The organism is Chitinophaga sp. 22620, assembly GCF_052044405.1.
In the GTDB taxonomy this organism is placed as follows: domain Bacteria; phylum Bacteroidota; class Bacteroidia; order Chitinophagales; family Chitinophagaceae; genus Chitinophaga.
Genome location: NZ_JBQEMV010000001.1, coordinates 1,342,035 through 1,356,748 on the forward strand (window position 1 = coordinate 1,342,035; position 14,714 = coordinate 1,356,748).

General features: G+C 55.4%; 11 protein-coding genes. 8 read left to right on the forward strand and 3 right to left on the reverse strand.

Annotated elements, in window-relative coordinates:
- The first annotated feature begins 11 nt into the window (after nt 1-11).
- The 8 genes from ACTJIK_RS05680 (at nt 12) to ACTJIK_RS05715 (ending at nt 11,866) form a co-directional block, all read left to right on the forward strand.
- A complete protein-coding gene (locus tag ACTJIK_RS05680; RefSeq protein WP_440645385.1) occupies nt 12-932 on the forward strand; it encodes an amidohydrolase family protein in 921 nt (306 codons plus the stop codon).
- A complete protein-coding gene (locus ACTJIK_RS05685) occupies nt 922-1,707 on the forward strand; it encodes an amidohydrolase family protein (protein WP_440645386.1) in 786 nt (261 codons plus the stop codon). Before ACTJIK_RS05680 ends, ACTJIK_RS05685 begins: the two co-directional genes overlap by 11 nt.
- A gap of 67 nt (nt 1,708-1,774) precedes the next feature.
- Nucleotides 1,775-2,848, forward strand: a complete 1,074-nt coding sequence (locus ACTJIK_RS05690; protein WP_440645387.1) for a LacI family DNA-binding transcriptional regulator — start codon at nt 1,775-1,777, stop codon at nt 2,846-2,848.
- Between the two features lie 132 nt (nt 2,849-2,980).
- Nucleotides 2,981-4,348: a DegT/DnrJ/EryC1/StrS family aminotransferase gene (locus tag ACTJIK_RS05695; protein ID WP_440645388.1), complete on the forward strand. Its 1,368-nt coding sequence runs from the start codon at nt 2,981-2,983 to the stop codon at nt 4,346-4,348.
- Nucleotides 4,349-4,422: 74 nt separating this feature from the next.
- Nucleotides 4,423-5,769, forward strand: coding sequence for a hypothetical protein (locus tag ACTJIK_RS05700; protein WP_440645389.1), 1,347 nt, complete (start codon nt 4,423-4,425; stop codon nt 5,767-5,769).
- Nucleotides 5,770-6,076: 307 nt separating this feature from the next.
- Nucleotides 6,077-9,217, forward strand: coding sequence for a SusC/RagA family TonB-linked outer membrane protein (locus ACTJIK_RS05705; protein WP_440645390.1), 3,141 nt, complete (start codon nt 6,077-6,079; stop codon nt 9,215-9,217).
- Nucleotides 9,218-9,223: 6 nt separating this feature from the next.
- Entirely contained in the window at nt 9,224-10,792 is a 1,569-nt protein-coding gene (locus tag ACTJIK_RS05710; protein ID WP_440645391.1) for a SusD/RagB family nutrient-binding outer membrane lipoprotein, read from the forward strand.
- A 99-nt stretch (nt 10,793-10,891) separates the two neighbouring features.
- Nucleotides 10,892-11,866, forward strand: coding sequence for a 3-keto-disaccharide hydrolase (locus tag ACTJIK_RS05715; protein ID WP_440645392.1), 975 nt, complete (start codon nt 10,892-10,894; stop codon nt 11,864-11,866).
- A 50-nt stretch (nt 11,867-11,916) separates the two neighbouring features.
- Here the strand turns inward: ACTJIK_RS05715 and ACTJIK_RS05720 are convergent, their stop codons facing one another.
- The 3 genes from ACTJIK_RS05720 to ACTJIK_RS05730 all read right to left on the reverse strand — a co-directional run bounded on the left by ACTJIK_RS05720 (nt 11,917) and on the right by ACTJIK_RS05730 (nt 14,608).
- A complete protein-coding gene (locus ACTJIK_RS05720) occupies nt 11,917-12,366 on the reverse strand; it encodes a RidA family protein (protein WP_440645393.1) in 450 nt (149 codons plus the stop codon).
- Nucleotides 12,367-12,452: 86 nt separating this feature from the next.
- On the reverse strand, nt 12,453-13,154 hold the full coding sequence (locus tag ACTJIK_RS05725; RefSeq protein ID WP_440645394.1) for a LytR/AlgR family response regulator transcription factor: 702 nt from the start codon (nt 13,152-13,154) through the stop codon (nt 12,453-12,455).
- The gene (locus tag ACTJIK_RS05730; protein ID WP_440645395.1) at nt 13,151-14,608 is read right to left on the reverse strand and encodes a sensor histidine kinase; all 1,458 of its coding nucleotides are present in this window, start codon (nt 14,606-14,608) and stop codon (nt 13,151-13,153) included. The genes ACTJIK_RS05725 and ACTJIK_RS05730 overlap by 4 nt, the downstream gene beginning before the upstream one ends.
- Between the last annotated feature and the right edge of the window lie 106 nt (nt 14,609-14,714).

Genomic DNA, 14,714 nt, shown 5'->3' on the forward strand with positions numbered 1-14,714 from the left:
AAAAACAATACATGGACAGAAGGAATTTCGTACGGAATATGGCGACCTCCGCTTCCGGCCTGATACTGGGAAGCGGCCTGCTGCAGGCGGCGGACGCGCAGGCAGCGGTGGACAAAGGGCCCCAGGGCCGCATCAAACAAATGATGCAGTACCGCAAGCTGGACGCGCATGTACATTTAGGCCTTTCCAACGACCCGCCTGAGCTGAACGTGGATTTCGCGGAGCGGCTGGGTATTGACCGGATGTTTCTTTCAAAGCCCGTTACCCGCGGGCCCGGTGCGCCGGAAGATTTCAGGGCCTGCAACGACGTGATCCTGAAAGCGATGAAAAAATATCCCAACCGGCTTGGCGGCATGCTCACGCTGAACCCGCAATACCCGAAAGAATCGCTGGAAGAGATAAAACGCTGCACCGGCGAAGGAATGACCGGTGTGAAAGTATATTACCAGGTGAAGATCAACGACCCGCTTTTTTATCCCATCCTCGAAAAAGTGTCGGAGATGAAGCTGATCATCCTGATGCACGCCGAGGCTGCGCTGGGCATTGGAGGCTACCGCATGAAGTACGACCAGAAGATCAAACCGATGACCTCGCGCCCGGAAGACTTCATCGAAGCAGCCGCCAGGTTCCCTGAAGCAATGTTCCAGTACGCGCATACCGGCGGCGGGCCCGACTGGGAATATGCCTGCAAGGCGCTGCGCCACAGCCCGAACGTGTACGTGGACGTGTCTGGAAGCAACAACGAAAACAATATGGTGGAATTCGCCGTAAGCACGCTGGGCGTGGAAAGGGTGCTGTTCGGCTCAGACAACATGTATTATCAATCCGTGGGCAAGATCATGGACGCGCGGCTGACGGAAGAGCAGAAACGGAAAATATTCTTTGACAACTACAAGAACATCCTGCAAAAAGGAGGCTACCATGTTGATTGATATCAATGCATATACGGGCCACTGGCCTTTTAAACGGCTGCGGGGCAACAGCTGCGGAGGCGTGCTGGAGCGGATGAAGGAATACGGCACAGACCTGTCTGTGATCACGAACCTGAACGGCGTTTTTTATAAGAACACACAGTCGGCCAACGAGGAACTGTACGAGGAAGTACGCTCCAAAAGGGCGTTCAATGACCGTTTCCTGCCTTTCGGCATCATTAATCCTATTTATGCAGGCTGGAAGGATGATTTCAGTACCTGTGTGAAGAATTTCGGGATGAAGGGTATCCGGGTGTTTCCTAACTATCATGATTACACGATAGACGACCCTAACCTGCTGGACCTGGTAAAGATGGCGCGGGACAATGATGTGGCGGTGGCGCTCACCATGCGCATCGTAGACAGCCGCCAGCGCTCTTGGATGGACCTTTCCACCGAATGGGCGCTGAAGGATTACCTGCCGCTGCTGCGCGCCGTGCCCGATGCAAAGTTCATGCTGCTGAACCTGGGTACGCCCCTGGCCATGTCTGAGGAAGATGAAAGGACGATCCGGGAAGGCAATGTGCTGATAGATACTTCCGGCCGGTACATCACAAACTTCGCAAGTTTTGTGAAAAGGTTCGGGAAGAACAGGTTTGCGTTCGGCACGCATTTTCCCGTGCTGGATTATTACACCGGGCTGCTGCGGATAGAATCGCTGCGGAAGGAAGAAGCGGATGAGGCGGACAGGGAACTGTTCATGCACCTGAACGCCAGCCGGTTCCTGAAGCTTTGAAGCTCCCTTCGCGGGATAATTTTTCATATTTTCGGGCCGGGATAATCATCTGTAACCGCAAAATGCCATGAAATCATCCAATAATAAAAAGGATCAGCCATTGTCAGGGATCAAAGAGATTGCGAGGAGAGCCAACGTATCGATCGCTACGGTGGACCGCGTTATTCATGACAGGCCGGGTCTTGCCCCTGGTACGAAGGAAAAGGTGCTGAAGATCATCAAGGAACTGAATTACCAGCCTAATATCCATGCGCGCCGCCTGAGCCTGGCCAAACAGTTCAGGATCGCGACGCTCATCCCGGTACGGTCCAAAGAGACCAGCTTCTGGGAAGGGCCGCTGAAGGGGATCGAGATGGCTGCCGCCGAGATCGGGCAGTATGGCGCAACGGTGGAAAAGTTCTTTTACGACCAGGAATCCGTAAACTCTTTCCAGCAACAGGCTAACCTGCTGCTGAAATCGAAGCCGGACGGCCTGCTGTTTGCCCCGGCATTCATGGAAGAATCGGTGCTGTTCGTACAAAAATGCCAGAAGCAAGGCATTCCTTATGTGCTGATGGATTCCGACCTGCCCGGCGAAAACAGCCTGGCCTACATCGGCCCGAACCAGAATGCGAGCGGCAGCCTGGCAGCCCACCTGATCAGCTACCTGGTGGAGAAGGACGACAGTATCCTCATCGTGAATATTTCCAGGGAGCTGGACGATCAGCACCACCTGCTGAAAAAAGAAGAAGGTTTCAGGAATTATTTCCGGACGCACCGCTGGGACAACCAGATACTAAAGATCAACATCAATAAAACCGATCCGAAGTCCATCGAAAAAGGCCTGGCCGGCATGTTCAAAGAACATCCGAATATCCGGGTGGTGTTTGTGACCAATTCGAGAGTGTCCAACGTGGCGGCTTTCGTGGAGAAGCTGGACAGGAAGGTGATATTGATGGGATATGATTTCGTGAATGAGAATATAGAGTTCATCGAAAAAGGCGTGATCGATTTCCTGATCTGCCAGAAGCCGCTGGAGCAGGCTTACAAAGGGGTGATGACGCTTTACCAGCACCTGGCGATCTCTTTCCCGGTGAAGAAGGTGACGTTTATGCCGATCGATATCATTACGCGGGAGAATTATAGTTTTTATAATTATTAGGGCCGAATGACGGGCTTTGTTAAGCAGATACATTAAAGTCAATAAAAGCGGGGAAACCCGCTGTTTTCAGCGGATAAACCGGTAACGTTACCGGGTGTGTGGAAGGGCTAACTTACTTCAAGCTGTTCAATTATGGCAGGTAAAGACATCGGGCGCCGCAATTTCATCAGTACGCTCGCGGCAGCATCCGTAGCAGGCGCCATAGCGCCCGCGTTACAGGCATTTTCAGTGGCGCCGTCGAAAAAAGCAGGGCTGCTGGCCGCATTGGGCGGGGAGCCCGTACGGCCTGCTTTTAAACAATGGCCGAAGTGGCCGCATGTGGACGAACGCATGATAGAAGAAGTAGTGAAGACCACCAAAAGCGGTATCTGGAGCCGGATACAGTCGCCCGTGAACGGCGCTGTAGCGACTTTCGAAAAACAGTTTGCCGGGCTGATCGGATCAAAGTATTGCATCGGCACCGGTTCCGGTACGCAGGCGCTGGCCATTTGCGTGGAAGCCATGGGCATCGGCCCGGGCGATGAGGTGATCACTTCGCCTTATACGGACTTCGGCACCGTGTCTGCCATTCTCACCAGCCGCGCATTGCCCGTGCTGGCGGACCTGGATACTGATTCCTACCAGCTGGACCCGGCTGATGTGGAGCGCAAGATAACGCCGCGCACAAAGGCCATCATGCCCGTGCATATCATGGGCCTGCCCGCGGATATGGACAAGATCATGGCGATAGCGGCAAAACATAAGCTGAAAGTGATAGAGGACGCCTGCCAGGGCGCGCTGGCCAAACACCGTGGCCGATCGCTGGGCACTATCGGCGACCTGGGCTGTTTCAGTTTCCAGGCCAGCAAATCCATTGCCTGCGGCGAAGGCGGCGCAGTGGTGGGGAACGACGAAGCGCTGATGGACCAGTGTTTCACCGTTCATAACCATGGTACCAACCGCAAAGGCAAACATGTTACCATCGGGCCGAAGAACAGGATGAACGAATTTGAGGCCAGCATCCTGAACGGGCAGCTGCCTACGGCCACAGAGCGCTTTTTGCTCAGGAATAAAAACGCGGCGTATCTCAGCTCGAAGCTCAAAGGCTTTGCAGGCCTCGTTCCGCAGAAACAATATGAAGGCACTGAAAGCGGCGGTTATTACAACTACGCCATGTCTTACAAAAAAGAACATTTCAATAACGCCAGCCGCCAGCAATTCCTGAAAGCACTTGCCGCAGAGGGAATTGCGCTGAGCCCTTACATTCCCAATGGCATGCACCGCGAAGCCTGGATAGATCATATTCTTGAACTGGATGAATATAAGGACATGTTTCCCGCCGCCAGGCTGAAAGCATACCGGGAAGCCGCCTCCAGCATGCCCGGCTGCGACAGGGTGTGTGCCGAGATGATCGTACTGCCCGGCTCGGGCCCGCTGATAGCAGGCATGGCGGACATGGACGATATCATCAACGCCATTATGAAAGTTTACGAGAACAGGGACAAGCTTGCATCTTTATGAAACCGGGCATGATAGATCGTCTGCAAACAGGAGACGTACAAGGTTCCATACGGCTTTAAAAAAAATATTAACGGATGAAAAGGTTCATCAGCATAGTTTTTATTCTTACCGCATCGTGCTTATCATCCGCCGCGGCAAACGATACCTTACGGATCAGCAGCTTCGACGTGGATGCCACGCCGCCGCCGGGTACCTGGCTGGTATACGACAAAATGATCAACAGCTGGGACCAAAGCCTGCGGGCAAAAGGGATCGTGCTCACCGGCGCGGGAAAACCCATCGTGCTCTGCGTAATAGACTGGATCGGCATTGCGAACGAAGGGTATGATGAATTCTGCAAAGCGCTGGCCGAAGCCGCCGGCACTACGCCGGACAGGGTGGCCCTGCACGCGCTGCACCAGCACGATGCGCCCGTGTGCGACTTCGGCGCGGAGGCCTGGCTGAAGAAAGAAGGGATGGACCCGCTTGGATTTGAAGGTACTTTTTCCCGCGAGGTGATCCGCCGCCTGCGCGAGTCCGTGGCCGCTTCGCTGAAACAATTGAAACCGGTAACGCACATCGGCCTCGGGCAGGCCGAAGTATATAAAGTGGCTTCCAACCGGCGCATTGTGAGCGCAGAGGGAAAAGTGACGGCTTCCCGCACTTCCGCCACCAAAGACCCCGCTGTCAGGAACCAGCCTGAAGGGCTGATAGACCCGATGGTGCAATTGATCAGTTTCTGGAACAACGACAAGCCGGTGGCGGTGCTGAGTTATTACGCCACGCATCCGCAGAGTTATTACCGCACCGGCGTTGCCAATCCTGATATCCCGGGCGTGGCGCGTTTTTTCAGGCAGCTGTCCGTGCCGGATGCGCTGCACCTGCATTTCAACGGCGCGGGCGGGAATATCACCGCGGGCAAATACAACGACGGCTCGCACGAAAACCGGCTGGTGCTGGCGGAACGCCTGGCAGACGGTATGCGGCGGGCATGGGAACAGACCGTAAAAGAAAAGATAAAGCCCTCGGACATTAGCTGGAACATCGTGCCGGTGGCCCTGCCGGCTAAGAAAAGCCTGGATACGCTGGGGAAATTGCTGCATAGGGAAACATCCACTTTTATCGCCAATAATGCTTCGAAAGTGGTGTGGCTGGAAAGGGTAAAGAAAGGAAAAACGATCGGCGTCAGCAGCCTGGGCATTGGCAGAGCACGCATGGTGCACCTGCCCGGCGAATGTTTTATTGAATACCAGCTGGCCGCCAAAGCCGCGCGTCCCGACCTGTTCGTGGCTGTAGCCGCTTACGGCGACTATGCGCCCGGGTATATCGGCACCGCCGCTTCCTACGAGGAAGGCGGATATGAAACCGGCCAGGCATCCGCAGTAACGCCCGCGGCGGAGAAGGTGCTGCTGGACGCTATCAGGAAAGTGCTGGGGAAATAATGTGTTATATGCGTAAAGAATAAGATGCTACTGGTAAAATATGGGGGCTTACCAGCAAGTCGTCATTGCGGGGAGCAGCGATGGCTTTGTGCGGGAGATTGCTTCGTCGCCCCTCCACGGCGGCTCTGCTGCTCCTCGCAATGACGGGTTTTTTCTGCTGACGAATTTGAGACGAACCACCAGATCATATTGAAGAACCTTTTTTCAACAACCAAAAACTGAGTGTATCCAATTAAACGGCAGGCTGCGCTGCAATTGATCCGGTAACGTTACCGGTATTATTTACTGAAACCAAAATTAACTTTCTATGGCTGTCAACGTTCTGCTGAGAGCGGGCTGGTATTCTCCCGTTGCCCGCTCCCGCATGTATTTCCCCTTTATAAGGAAAGCGCTGTTTTCTTTATTCCTTTTGCTGGCCGCCTTCATGGCACATGGGTCGGCAAAGCCGGACATTGTTGTGAAAGGCATGGTAACGGGTGAAGGCGGCATCGCGCTGCCCGGCGTGAGCATTGTGCTGAAACAAGGCGGCCGCAATGCCATTACGGATGAGAATGGCCGCTTCAGCATCACCATACCGGACAACGGCGTGCTGGTATTCAGCTACACGGGCTATCAGCGGAAAGAAGTGCCGGTGAACGGCGCGGTGGAACTGACCGTGAACCTGGAACCCGCGGTGAAAGCGCTGGAAACCGTAGTGGTAACTGCCCTCGGCCTGGAACGGAAGAAAAGGACGCTCACCTACAGCACGCAGGGCGTGAGCGCGAAAGAGCTAACCGAAGCCCGCGAACTGAATATGGTGAACGCCTTACAGGGAAAGGTAGCCGGTCTCAATATCAATTCAGGTTCCAGCGGCGTGGGCTCCCAGGCGAGGGTAACGCTCCGCGGCAACCGGTCCATCAGCGGGAACAGCCAGCCACTTTACGTGATAGACGGGGTAGTGGTGCGCGCCAGCCCCTCAGACATCAACATGGACAATATCGCTTCGCTGAACGTGCTGAAAGGGGCGAACGCCGCAGCGCTCTACGGCAGCGCAGGGCAGAACGGCGTGATCGTGATCGAGACCAAAAGGGGGAAGTCCGGCGTCAACGTCAGCGTCAATTCCACCTACATGATGGAGCGCGCCATTCTTAGCACACCGTATCAATACGAATACGGGCAGGGCGTTTCAGGGAATTACCTGAAAACCTCCGAGTCTTCCTGGGGCCCCAGGATGGATGGCGCTATGGTAGACCACTGGAGCCTTGACCCCGCGGATGCCGGTACAACATATCCCTTCCTGCCGGACAGGTCCGCCCGCGACAACATCTTCCGCACCGGCCGCAACTGGGCCACCAACCTGTCTGTAAGCGCAGGCAGCGAAAAGGCCCGCACGCTTTTTACCTATACGCATACCAACGGGGAAGGCATTCTGCCGGAAAACGAATTGTCAAGGCACAATGCTGCGCTGCGTATCACCAACCAGCTCACCAGCCGCCTTACGCTGGACGTGAAGCTGGATTATATGAAACAAAAGATCAGCAACCGGCTGGACGAAGGCGAGTCCAGCTTCAACCCGCTGCGGCAGGTAGCCACCATGCCCGCAAACATCCGCCACCAGGACGTTACGCGCTTCGAATATGTGGACCCCGTGCTGGGCACCATGAAACAGAACTACTGGAACCCCGGCACCGTAACCGGCGCAAACCCTTACTGGACGCTCTACCGGAACCTCCGTTACAACAAAGTGGACAGGCTCATGGGGCTTGCATCGCTGAGCTACCAGTTTTCCGACAATTTCCGCGCTATGCTGCGCGGCTCTTTCGACGGGGAGCATACGGCGCTGGAAGAAAAATCCTATTACGGCACCTACCGCGACCCTTCCGGCCGTTACGCCGTGGGCAAGGGTTCCGCGATGCTGATCAACGGTGACTTCCTGCTGAGCTATACGCAGAAGCTGAGCGCGGACCTTACGCTTACGGCTAACGCCGGCGGCGAGATCAGGCATATCAAGGATGATGAGCTGGGCGCCAATACCGGCACCGGCATGAGCATCCCGAATTTCTTCGCACTGTCTAACATTGCGCTGGCGCCAGCCGCGGCATATACGCCGGGTGTGGCCACGGAAACGCAATCGCTATATGCAAATGCGCAGCTGGGGTGGAAAGACGCCGTCTTCCTGGAATTAACGGGCAGGAACGACTGGAGTTCCACCCTGGCAGCGGATAACCGCTCCTATTTTTATCCTTCCGCCGGCATCAGCGCGCTTATTTCAGAACTGGCGCAGCTGCCCGCGGCATTCACTTACCTGAAACTGCGCGGCTCCTGGGCCGAAGTGGGCAATGGCGCGTCTCCCGGGCTGCTGCAGCGTTATGCGGCCAGCGTGGCGGGCGGCAACCTCGGTTATCTTACCCTCAACACCACTTTGCCCAACAAGAACCTGAAACCCGAAATGACGCGTTCGCTGGAAGCCGGCATTGAGCTGCGCATGTTCAACGACCGTATAGGCGTAGACGTTACCGCCTACCGCACCAATACGGACAACCAGATCTTCCTGCAGGCATTACCCGTGGGCAGCGGGGCGCTCAGCTACTACACGAACGGCGGCGATGTGGAAAACACCGGCATTGAAGTGATCCTGAATACCACGCCGCTGAAAACCAGGAATTTCACCTGGGACCTGAACGTCAATTTTGCGAGGAACAGGAACACCGTGAAAGAGCTGTCCGACGAAATACCCACCCTCATTGTAGGCGGCGATACCTACATGCGCAATTTTGTGCTGGAAGAAGGCAAACCCTTCGGGCAGATCTACGGGAAGGGATTTATGCGGGACAGCAAAGGCCGCGTAATAGTCGGCACAAATGGCCTCCCGCAGACCACGCCCGGGAAAACCGTACTGCTCGGCAATGTGAACCCGGACTGGACCGGCGGCGTTTCCAGCGCTTTCAGCTGGAAGAACTGGTCCGCCAGTTTCGTGATCAGCCACAAGCAGGGCGGCGACATTGCATCGTTCACCGACGCCATTCTTTACGGGGAAGGCCTGGTGGAGGAAACCCTGCAGGGCCGGGACGGCGGGCTGCTGTTCGGCAAAAATATCCTGCAGCACATTCCCGCGGTAAAGGCGGACGGATCGGAGAACACCGTAGCGGTGAACGCCCAGCAGCTCTGGCAATTCCTGGGCGGCAGAACTGCGCCGGTGGGGGAAATGTTTGTGCGTTCCGCCACCAATACCAGGCTGCGCGAATTCACGCTGGGGTATAAGCTGCCTGAAACGCTGTTCAGTAAAGGGCCGCTGGCTTCCGTGCAGGTATCGCTGGTGGGTCGGAACCTGTTTTTCCTGTACCGTGAAGCGGAGGGCCTGGACCCGGATTACACCCAGGGCACCGGCACCATTTCCGAAGGCTTCCAGTCGTTCGCATTGCCGGCATCCCGGTCATTCGGCGCAAACATCAAGATCAACTTTAAATAGATAAAGATGAAAAAGCATTTTATTCCCGTCATCGTGTTGGCCATATTCTCGCTTGCCGCATGCACAAAGCGTTTCGACAAGCTGAACACGCCGGAGAACCTGCTTCCCGAAGACGATATTACGCCCGCGCTCATCGGCCAGGCCTTTGCCTTTTCGCAGTATCACGGCCTGTGCGCGGTGTACGTGGAAGTGGGGCAAACGCTGCACGCCGACATGTACGCGCAGTATTTCACCAGTGTGCCCGCGGCTTTCAGTACAGACCAGTTCATTCCCAACGGTTCTTGGGTGGATCTTTTCTGGAAGGACTTTTACACTAAAGCCGCCCCGCAGTTATTCCTTGCCGAAAAAGTAACGGCGGAAAACAATCTCGCCGTGGCCAACGCTATTGCGAAGATCTGGCGGGTAGTGATATACAGCCGCATGACGGATTATTTCGGCCCCGTGATCTATTCTCATTTCGGGGAACAGGCCAACAGCGTGCCGTTCGATTCGCAGCAGGATATTTACAATGATTTTTTTAAGACCCTGGATGAAGCTTCCGCCGTCCTGAAACAAAACCCTTCCGCCAATGGTTTTGGCGCGCACGACCAGGTGTATGGCGGCAATGCCGCGAAATGGCTGAAGCTTGCCAATTCCCTGCGGCTGCGCCTTGCCATGCGCATCGTGTACGCCGATGCCGGGAAAGCCAGGACCGAAGCGGAAAAAGCAGTGGCAGACGGGGTGATACTGGCCAACGACGACAATGCCGCCGTGCTCTCCACCACCAATAGCGTGAATATTCTCTCGAGGATCACCTACCTGATAGACTTCCGGGCCAGCGCGACCATGATCAGCGCACTCACCGGCTACAACGACCCGCGGATGCCGGATTATTTTTCCCCTTCCGTTACCGGAAACCAGTTCACCGGCCTGCGCAACGGCCTGCCCGCTTCTGAAAGAGGCAGCCAGCTGGCCAATGTAACGTCTTTTGTAGGCACCAAATGGCTGTCGCCCGACAGGAAAGGGACGCTCACGCCCAACCGTGTGCTGTGCGCGGCCGAAGTGGCCTTCCTGCGCGCGGAAGGCGCGTTGCGGGGCTGGAACATGGGCGGCACGGCGAAAGACCTGTACAACCTTGGCATCAGCCTTTCCCTGTCCGAACGCGTAGCCGCTTCGCCCGCGCAGATCGCCGCTTACCAGGGCAGCACGGCCACACCGGCGCCGCTGGCGGATAAGTGGAACAGTCCTGCCATGAGCAACCTCCCTATCCTTTACGACGAAGCGGGCAACTTCGAAAAACGGCTTGAACAGATCATCACCCAGAAGTGGATCGCCCTTTACCCTGACGGATGGGAGGCCTGGGCGGAACGCAGGAGAACAGGCTACCCGAGGGGTTATGCCATCATTGCATCCGAAAGCCCGGCCATTTCCCGGACGGAGCTGGTGAGGCGCGTAACGTATGCTCCCGTGGAGATATCCACCAACAGGGCGGCTTACGATGCCGCGGTGGGCATGCTGGGCGGGCCGGATGAAAATTTCACGCGGCTGTGGTGGGACAAGAAGCCACTGACCGATTACCCCGTGCCGACACACTAAGGCACCGGCAGGGCAGGAGATATTTCTTCTGCCCTGTTTTTTTGCAATGTGGCGGAGGATGCCTTATCTTGTCTGTCCAAGCAAAAAACAGTTAATCATATGCATAAAAAATTTCTTGTATTAGGTATGAGCTGCCTGGTGATGCTGGGCGCCGCGAATGCCGCAACCGTTACGGATATGGAAGGGATGAACGTTGAGAAAACCACTGCCGATCCGAAAGACCTGATCGGCCGCTGGGATATTACGGTGGATGAGAACGGGAAGCCCGCTCCTTCCTGGCTGGAAGTGAAATTGTCCGGCTACCGCACGCTGGTGGGTTATTTTGTAGGCACTTCCGGCAGCGCACGCCCTGTGGCCAAAGTGAATTTCGACAACGGGAAATTCAGCTTCACCATTCCTCCGCAATGGGAAAGCGGCGAGCAGGATTTTGTGATCGAAGGGGAAGTGGCCGGCGGCGGCATCCAGGGAACTATCACTACCAGCGAGGGTAAAAAATATAACTATAAAGGCGTGAAAGCGCCTTACCTGAAAAGGACCGCCGCTCCGGTATGGGGCAAGCCCATCAACCTGTTCAACGGCAAAGACCTGGCCGGCTGGAAGATCCTTCCGAATAACCAGTGGGAAGTGAAGAACGGCATCCTGACCAGCGCGAAATCAGGTGTGAACCTGGTGTCTGAGCAAACCTTCACCGACTTCAAGCTGCACGTGGAATTTAAATACCAGAAAGGCAGCAACAGCGGCGTATACCTGAGAGGCCGCCATGAGGTGCAGATAGAAGACAGCCCGAAAGACGCGCATCCTTCCAGCGTATTGTTCGCCGGCGTATACGGGTTTATCGCTCCCAGCGAGATCAATGCGCTCGGGCCAGACAAATGGCAGAGCTACGACATCACGCTGATCGGCAGGATGGTGACGATTGTCGTGAACGGCAAAACCGTTGTTTCCAACCAGGAGATCCCCGGCATTACCGGCGGCGCGCTGGACAGCAACGAAGGCGAACCGGGGCCCATCTACATCCAGGGCGACCACGGGCCGATAGAGTTCCGGAAGATCGTGATCACACCGGCGAAATAAATTTTTCAGACAGGACAGCAAACGCTGTCCTGTTTTGTTTTATATATCTACTACTTTACCGCGATGGCGTCGATCTCCACGAGCATGCCTTCTATAGCCAGCGCGGGCACAGGGATCAGGGTGTTGACCGGGAATCTTTTATCCGGCCATACCTTCTCCGCTTCTTCGATCAAAATCTTCAGCTTTCCCGCATCATGGTTCACGATCAGCGTGGTGATCTTCACGACTTTGCTCATGGGGATGCCTTGTGATTGAAGGGCGGTTTTAATATTCTTCAGTGAATGCCGCAGCTGCGTGCGGAAATCAGGACTGAGCCTGCCCTCTGTATTTTCTTCTCCGCCCTGGCCGGCCACGAATACCAGCTTGCTGTTTGCCGGGATGCTTACCACGTGGCTGAACCCGTAAGGCACGGGATTAAAAAGGCCGGCGGGATTGGTGATCTCCTGCGAATAACTTTTACCTGCGATCAACGTCAGTACGAATGCGATGAGCTTTTTCATGTAACAGATTTTTATTTTCAGATGATTATCTGTTACAAGACACATCCGGAGGAGGAAACGTGACAGGAATGCTGGCGCTCATAAAATTATTTCAGGTTCACCGCATGTTTGTAATTTTTCCCCAGCGGCAGCTGCTTCCCGTTCCGGAGGTGAACGATGTTACCTTCCAGCGCATGGATCATCTTACGGTTGAGGATATACGATTTATGGATGCGCACGAAAGTGTCCGCCGGCAGTTCCGTTTCGTAGCTGCTGAGAGTGCGGGCGGTGAGCAGGTAGGTATTTTCCTGCCAGACCTTTACGTAATTGCCCAGGCTTTCCAGGTAAAACACGCTCTGGAGGTCCACGAACACAAGCTTCTTATCGGTTTTGACGGCCAGCTGCGCAGGGTTTTGCGGGGTTGCGGAAGAAGAAGGCAGGGGCTGCGTTTGGTTGAACTGGGCATACGCGCGGTTCACAGCCTGGAGGAAACGGTCGAAGCGGAAGGGTTTGAGCAGGTAATCGCAAACCGCCAGCTCGAAGCCCTGGAGCGCATATTCTTCGTATGCGGAAGTGATGATCACCAGCGGGCGCTGGTGCAGGGTGCGCAGGAATTCAAGGCCATTGAGCCGCGGCATGCGGATGTCCAGGAACAGCAGGTCCACGGGCTGGCGGTTGAGGAATTCCAGCGCTTCGGTAGCGCGGTAACACTGGCCGGCCAGTTCCAGGAACGGCGTGTCTTCAATGTATTTAAGGATAACATCGTGCGCCAGCGGCTCGTCGTCTATGATCAGGCAACGCATTTTCATGACCAGTCCAGGTATAATTCAGCCTTAAATGTATGATTTTCCCTGCCTGTAACCATCCGGTGCTTCCCCGGGTACAGCAGCGCCAGGCGTTTGCGGAGGTTTTGCAGGCCGATCCCGTTCTTTTCCTCCGGGGTTCCCGCTTCCGCGATTGGGTTCTCGCAAATGAATGTTAAGCCCTTTTCACCGGCTTTCAGATATATGCGCAGGAAAGCATCTCCTTCCACCGCTTCTATGCCATGCTTAAAGGCATTTTCCACGAACACGACCAGCAGCAGCGGCGCTATAACGATGTCATCCCGCGTGATGTCTTTCTCAAAAACCACGTCCAGCCGCTGTTTCAGGCGTATCTCCTGCAGGCGGATATAGTCTTCCAGGTACCGCACATCTTCGCCGAGCGGCACGGTGGATTCCTGGCCTTTGTAGATCACATACCGCATCAGGTCCGACAGCTGGAGGATCACATCCGGCGTTTGATCGGATTTATGCAGGCTGAGCGCGTAAAGATTATTGAGCGTGTTGAAGAAAAAATGCGGGTTGATCTGCTGTTTGAGCATATCCAGCTCCACCTGTGTTTTTTCCTTTTCCAGCAGCATGATGCGGTTGTTCTGCGCGTACCATTGCAGCGCGAGGATCACGGGCAGGCTTACCACCAGCAGGGCCAGGAAGCTGTACGCGTTCTCGTCCTTAAACGGGTTGGACGGGAAAATACCGCCCAGCAAATGGTTGAGCGGGAGCCAGGCGAGCAGCTGGCCGATGATGGGGTAAAATACGGCTACGGCAGCCAGCCCCGCAAGGCAATAGACCGCCATGCCTCTTTCTTTCAGCACGCGGGATACGAGCACTCGGCTGTTGAACCAGAAAATGAAATACCCGCAGCCATACATGAACATGAACTGCGCCAGGATGGCCAGCCAGGTTCCGAAGTGAGTGAACACCTTTCGCAGGCTGAACTCGAACCCCAGCAACAATACCCCCATCTTATGGTATTCCGGGTTGCCCATGCTGGAAACGGCCATGGTGGCGAACGTAATGGATAGCAGCGCCAGCGTGGCCAGCGCCCCCTTCTCGAAACTGATCTTCCACCAGCGTTTGCGGACCAGCTGCTGGCCCTGCCACCAGGCATTGATAAATAAGAAGAGCTGGAGGGAAACGGAGAACACTGTGACCGTTGTATACATTTCCTCCGCTACGCCGAACGGCTCTGTGGACATGAAGAACGCGAGCGTGAGCGGCAGGCATACGCAGAAGCTGATGATCCAGGCGGGATGATATTGGCGGGGCGTTAAGCGGTGCTTTACGGCGTTGAACAGCAGGGCCGGCCATTGCGAAAGCAGCAGTGCCAGCAGGATGGGCAGGTATTCGCTCCAGCCGCCCTTTGTACGGTCTGTATGCATGGCGGCCATAAAACAAAGAAAGCCCAGTAAAAGAAAAGTATCGGTCTGCCTGCGGATCATGCGTAAAAAAAGGCACATTTTCCCTTCCTCCCAAATGATAATGACGAAAGTGCCCAAAACGATGACGAAGGGAAGGAACGCCCGTTGGTCATGGTATACACGGCTT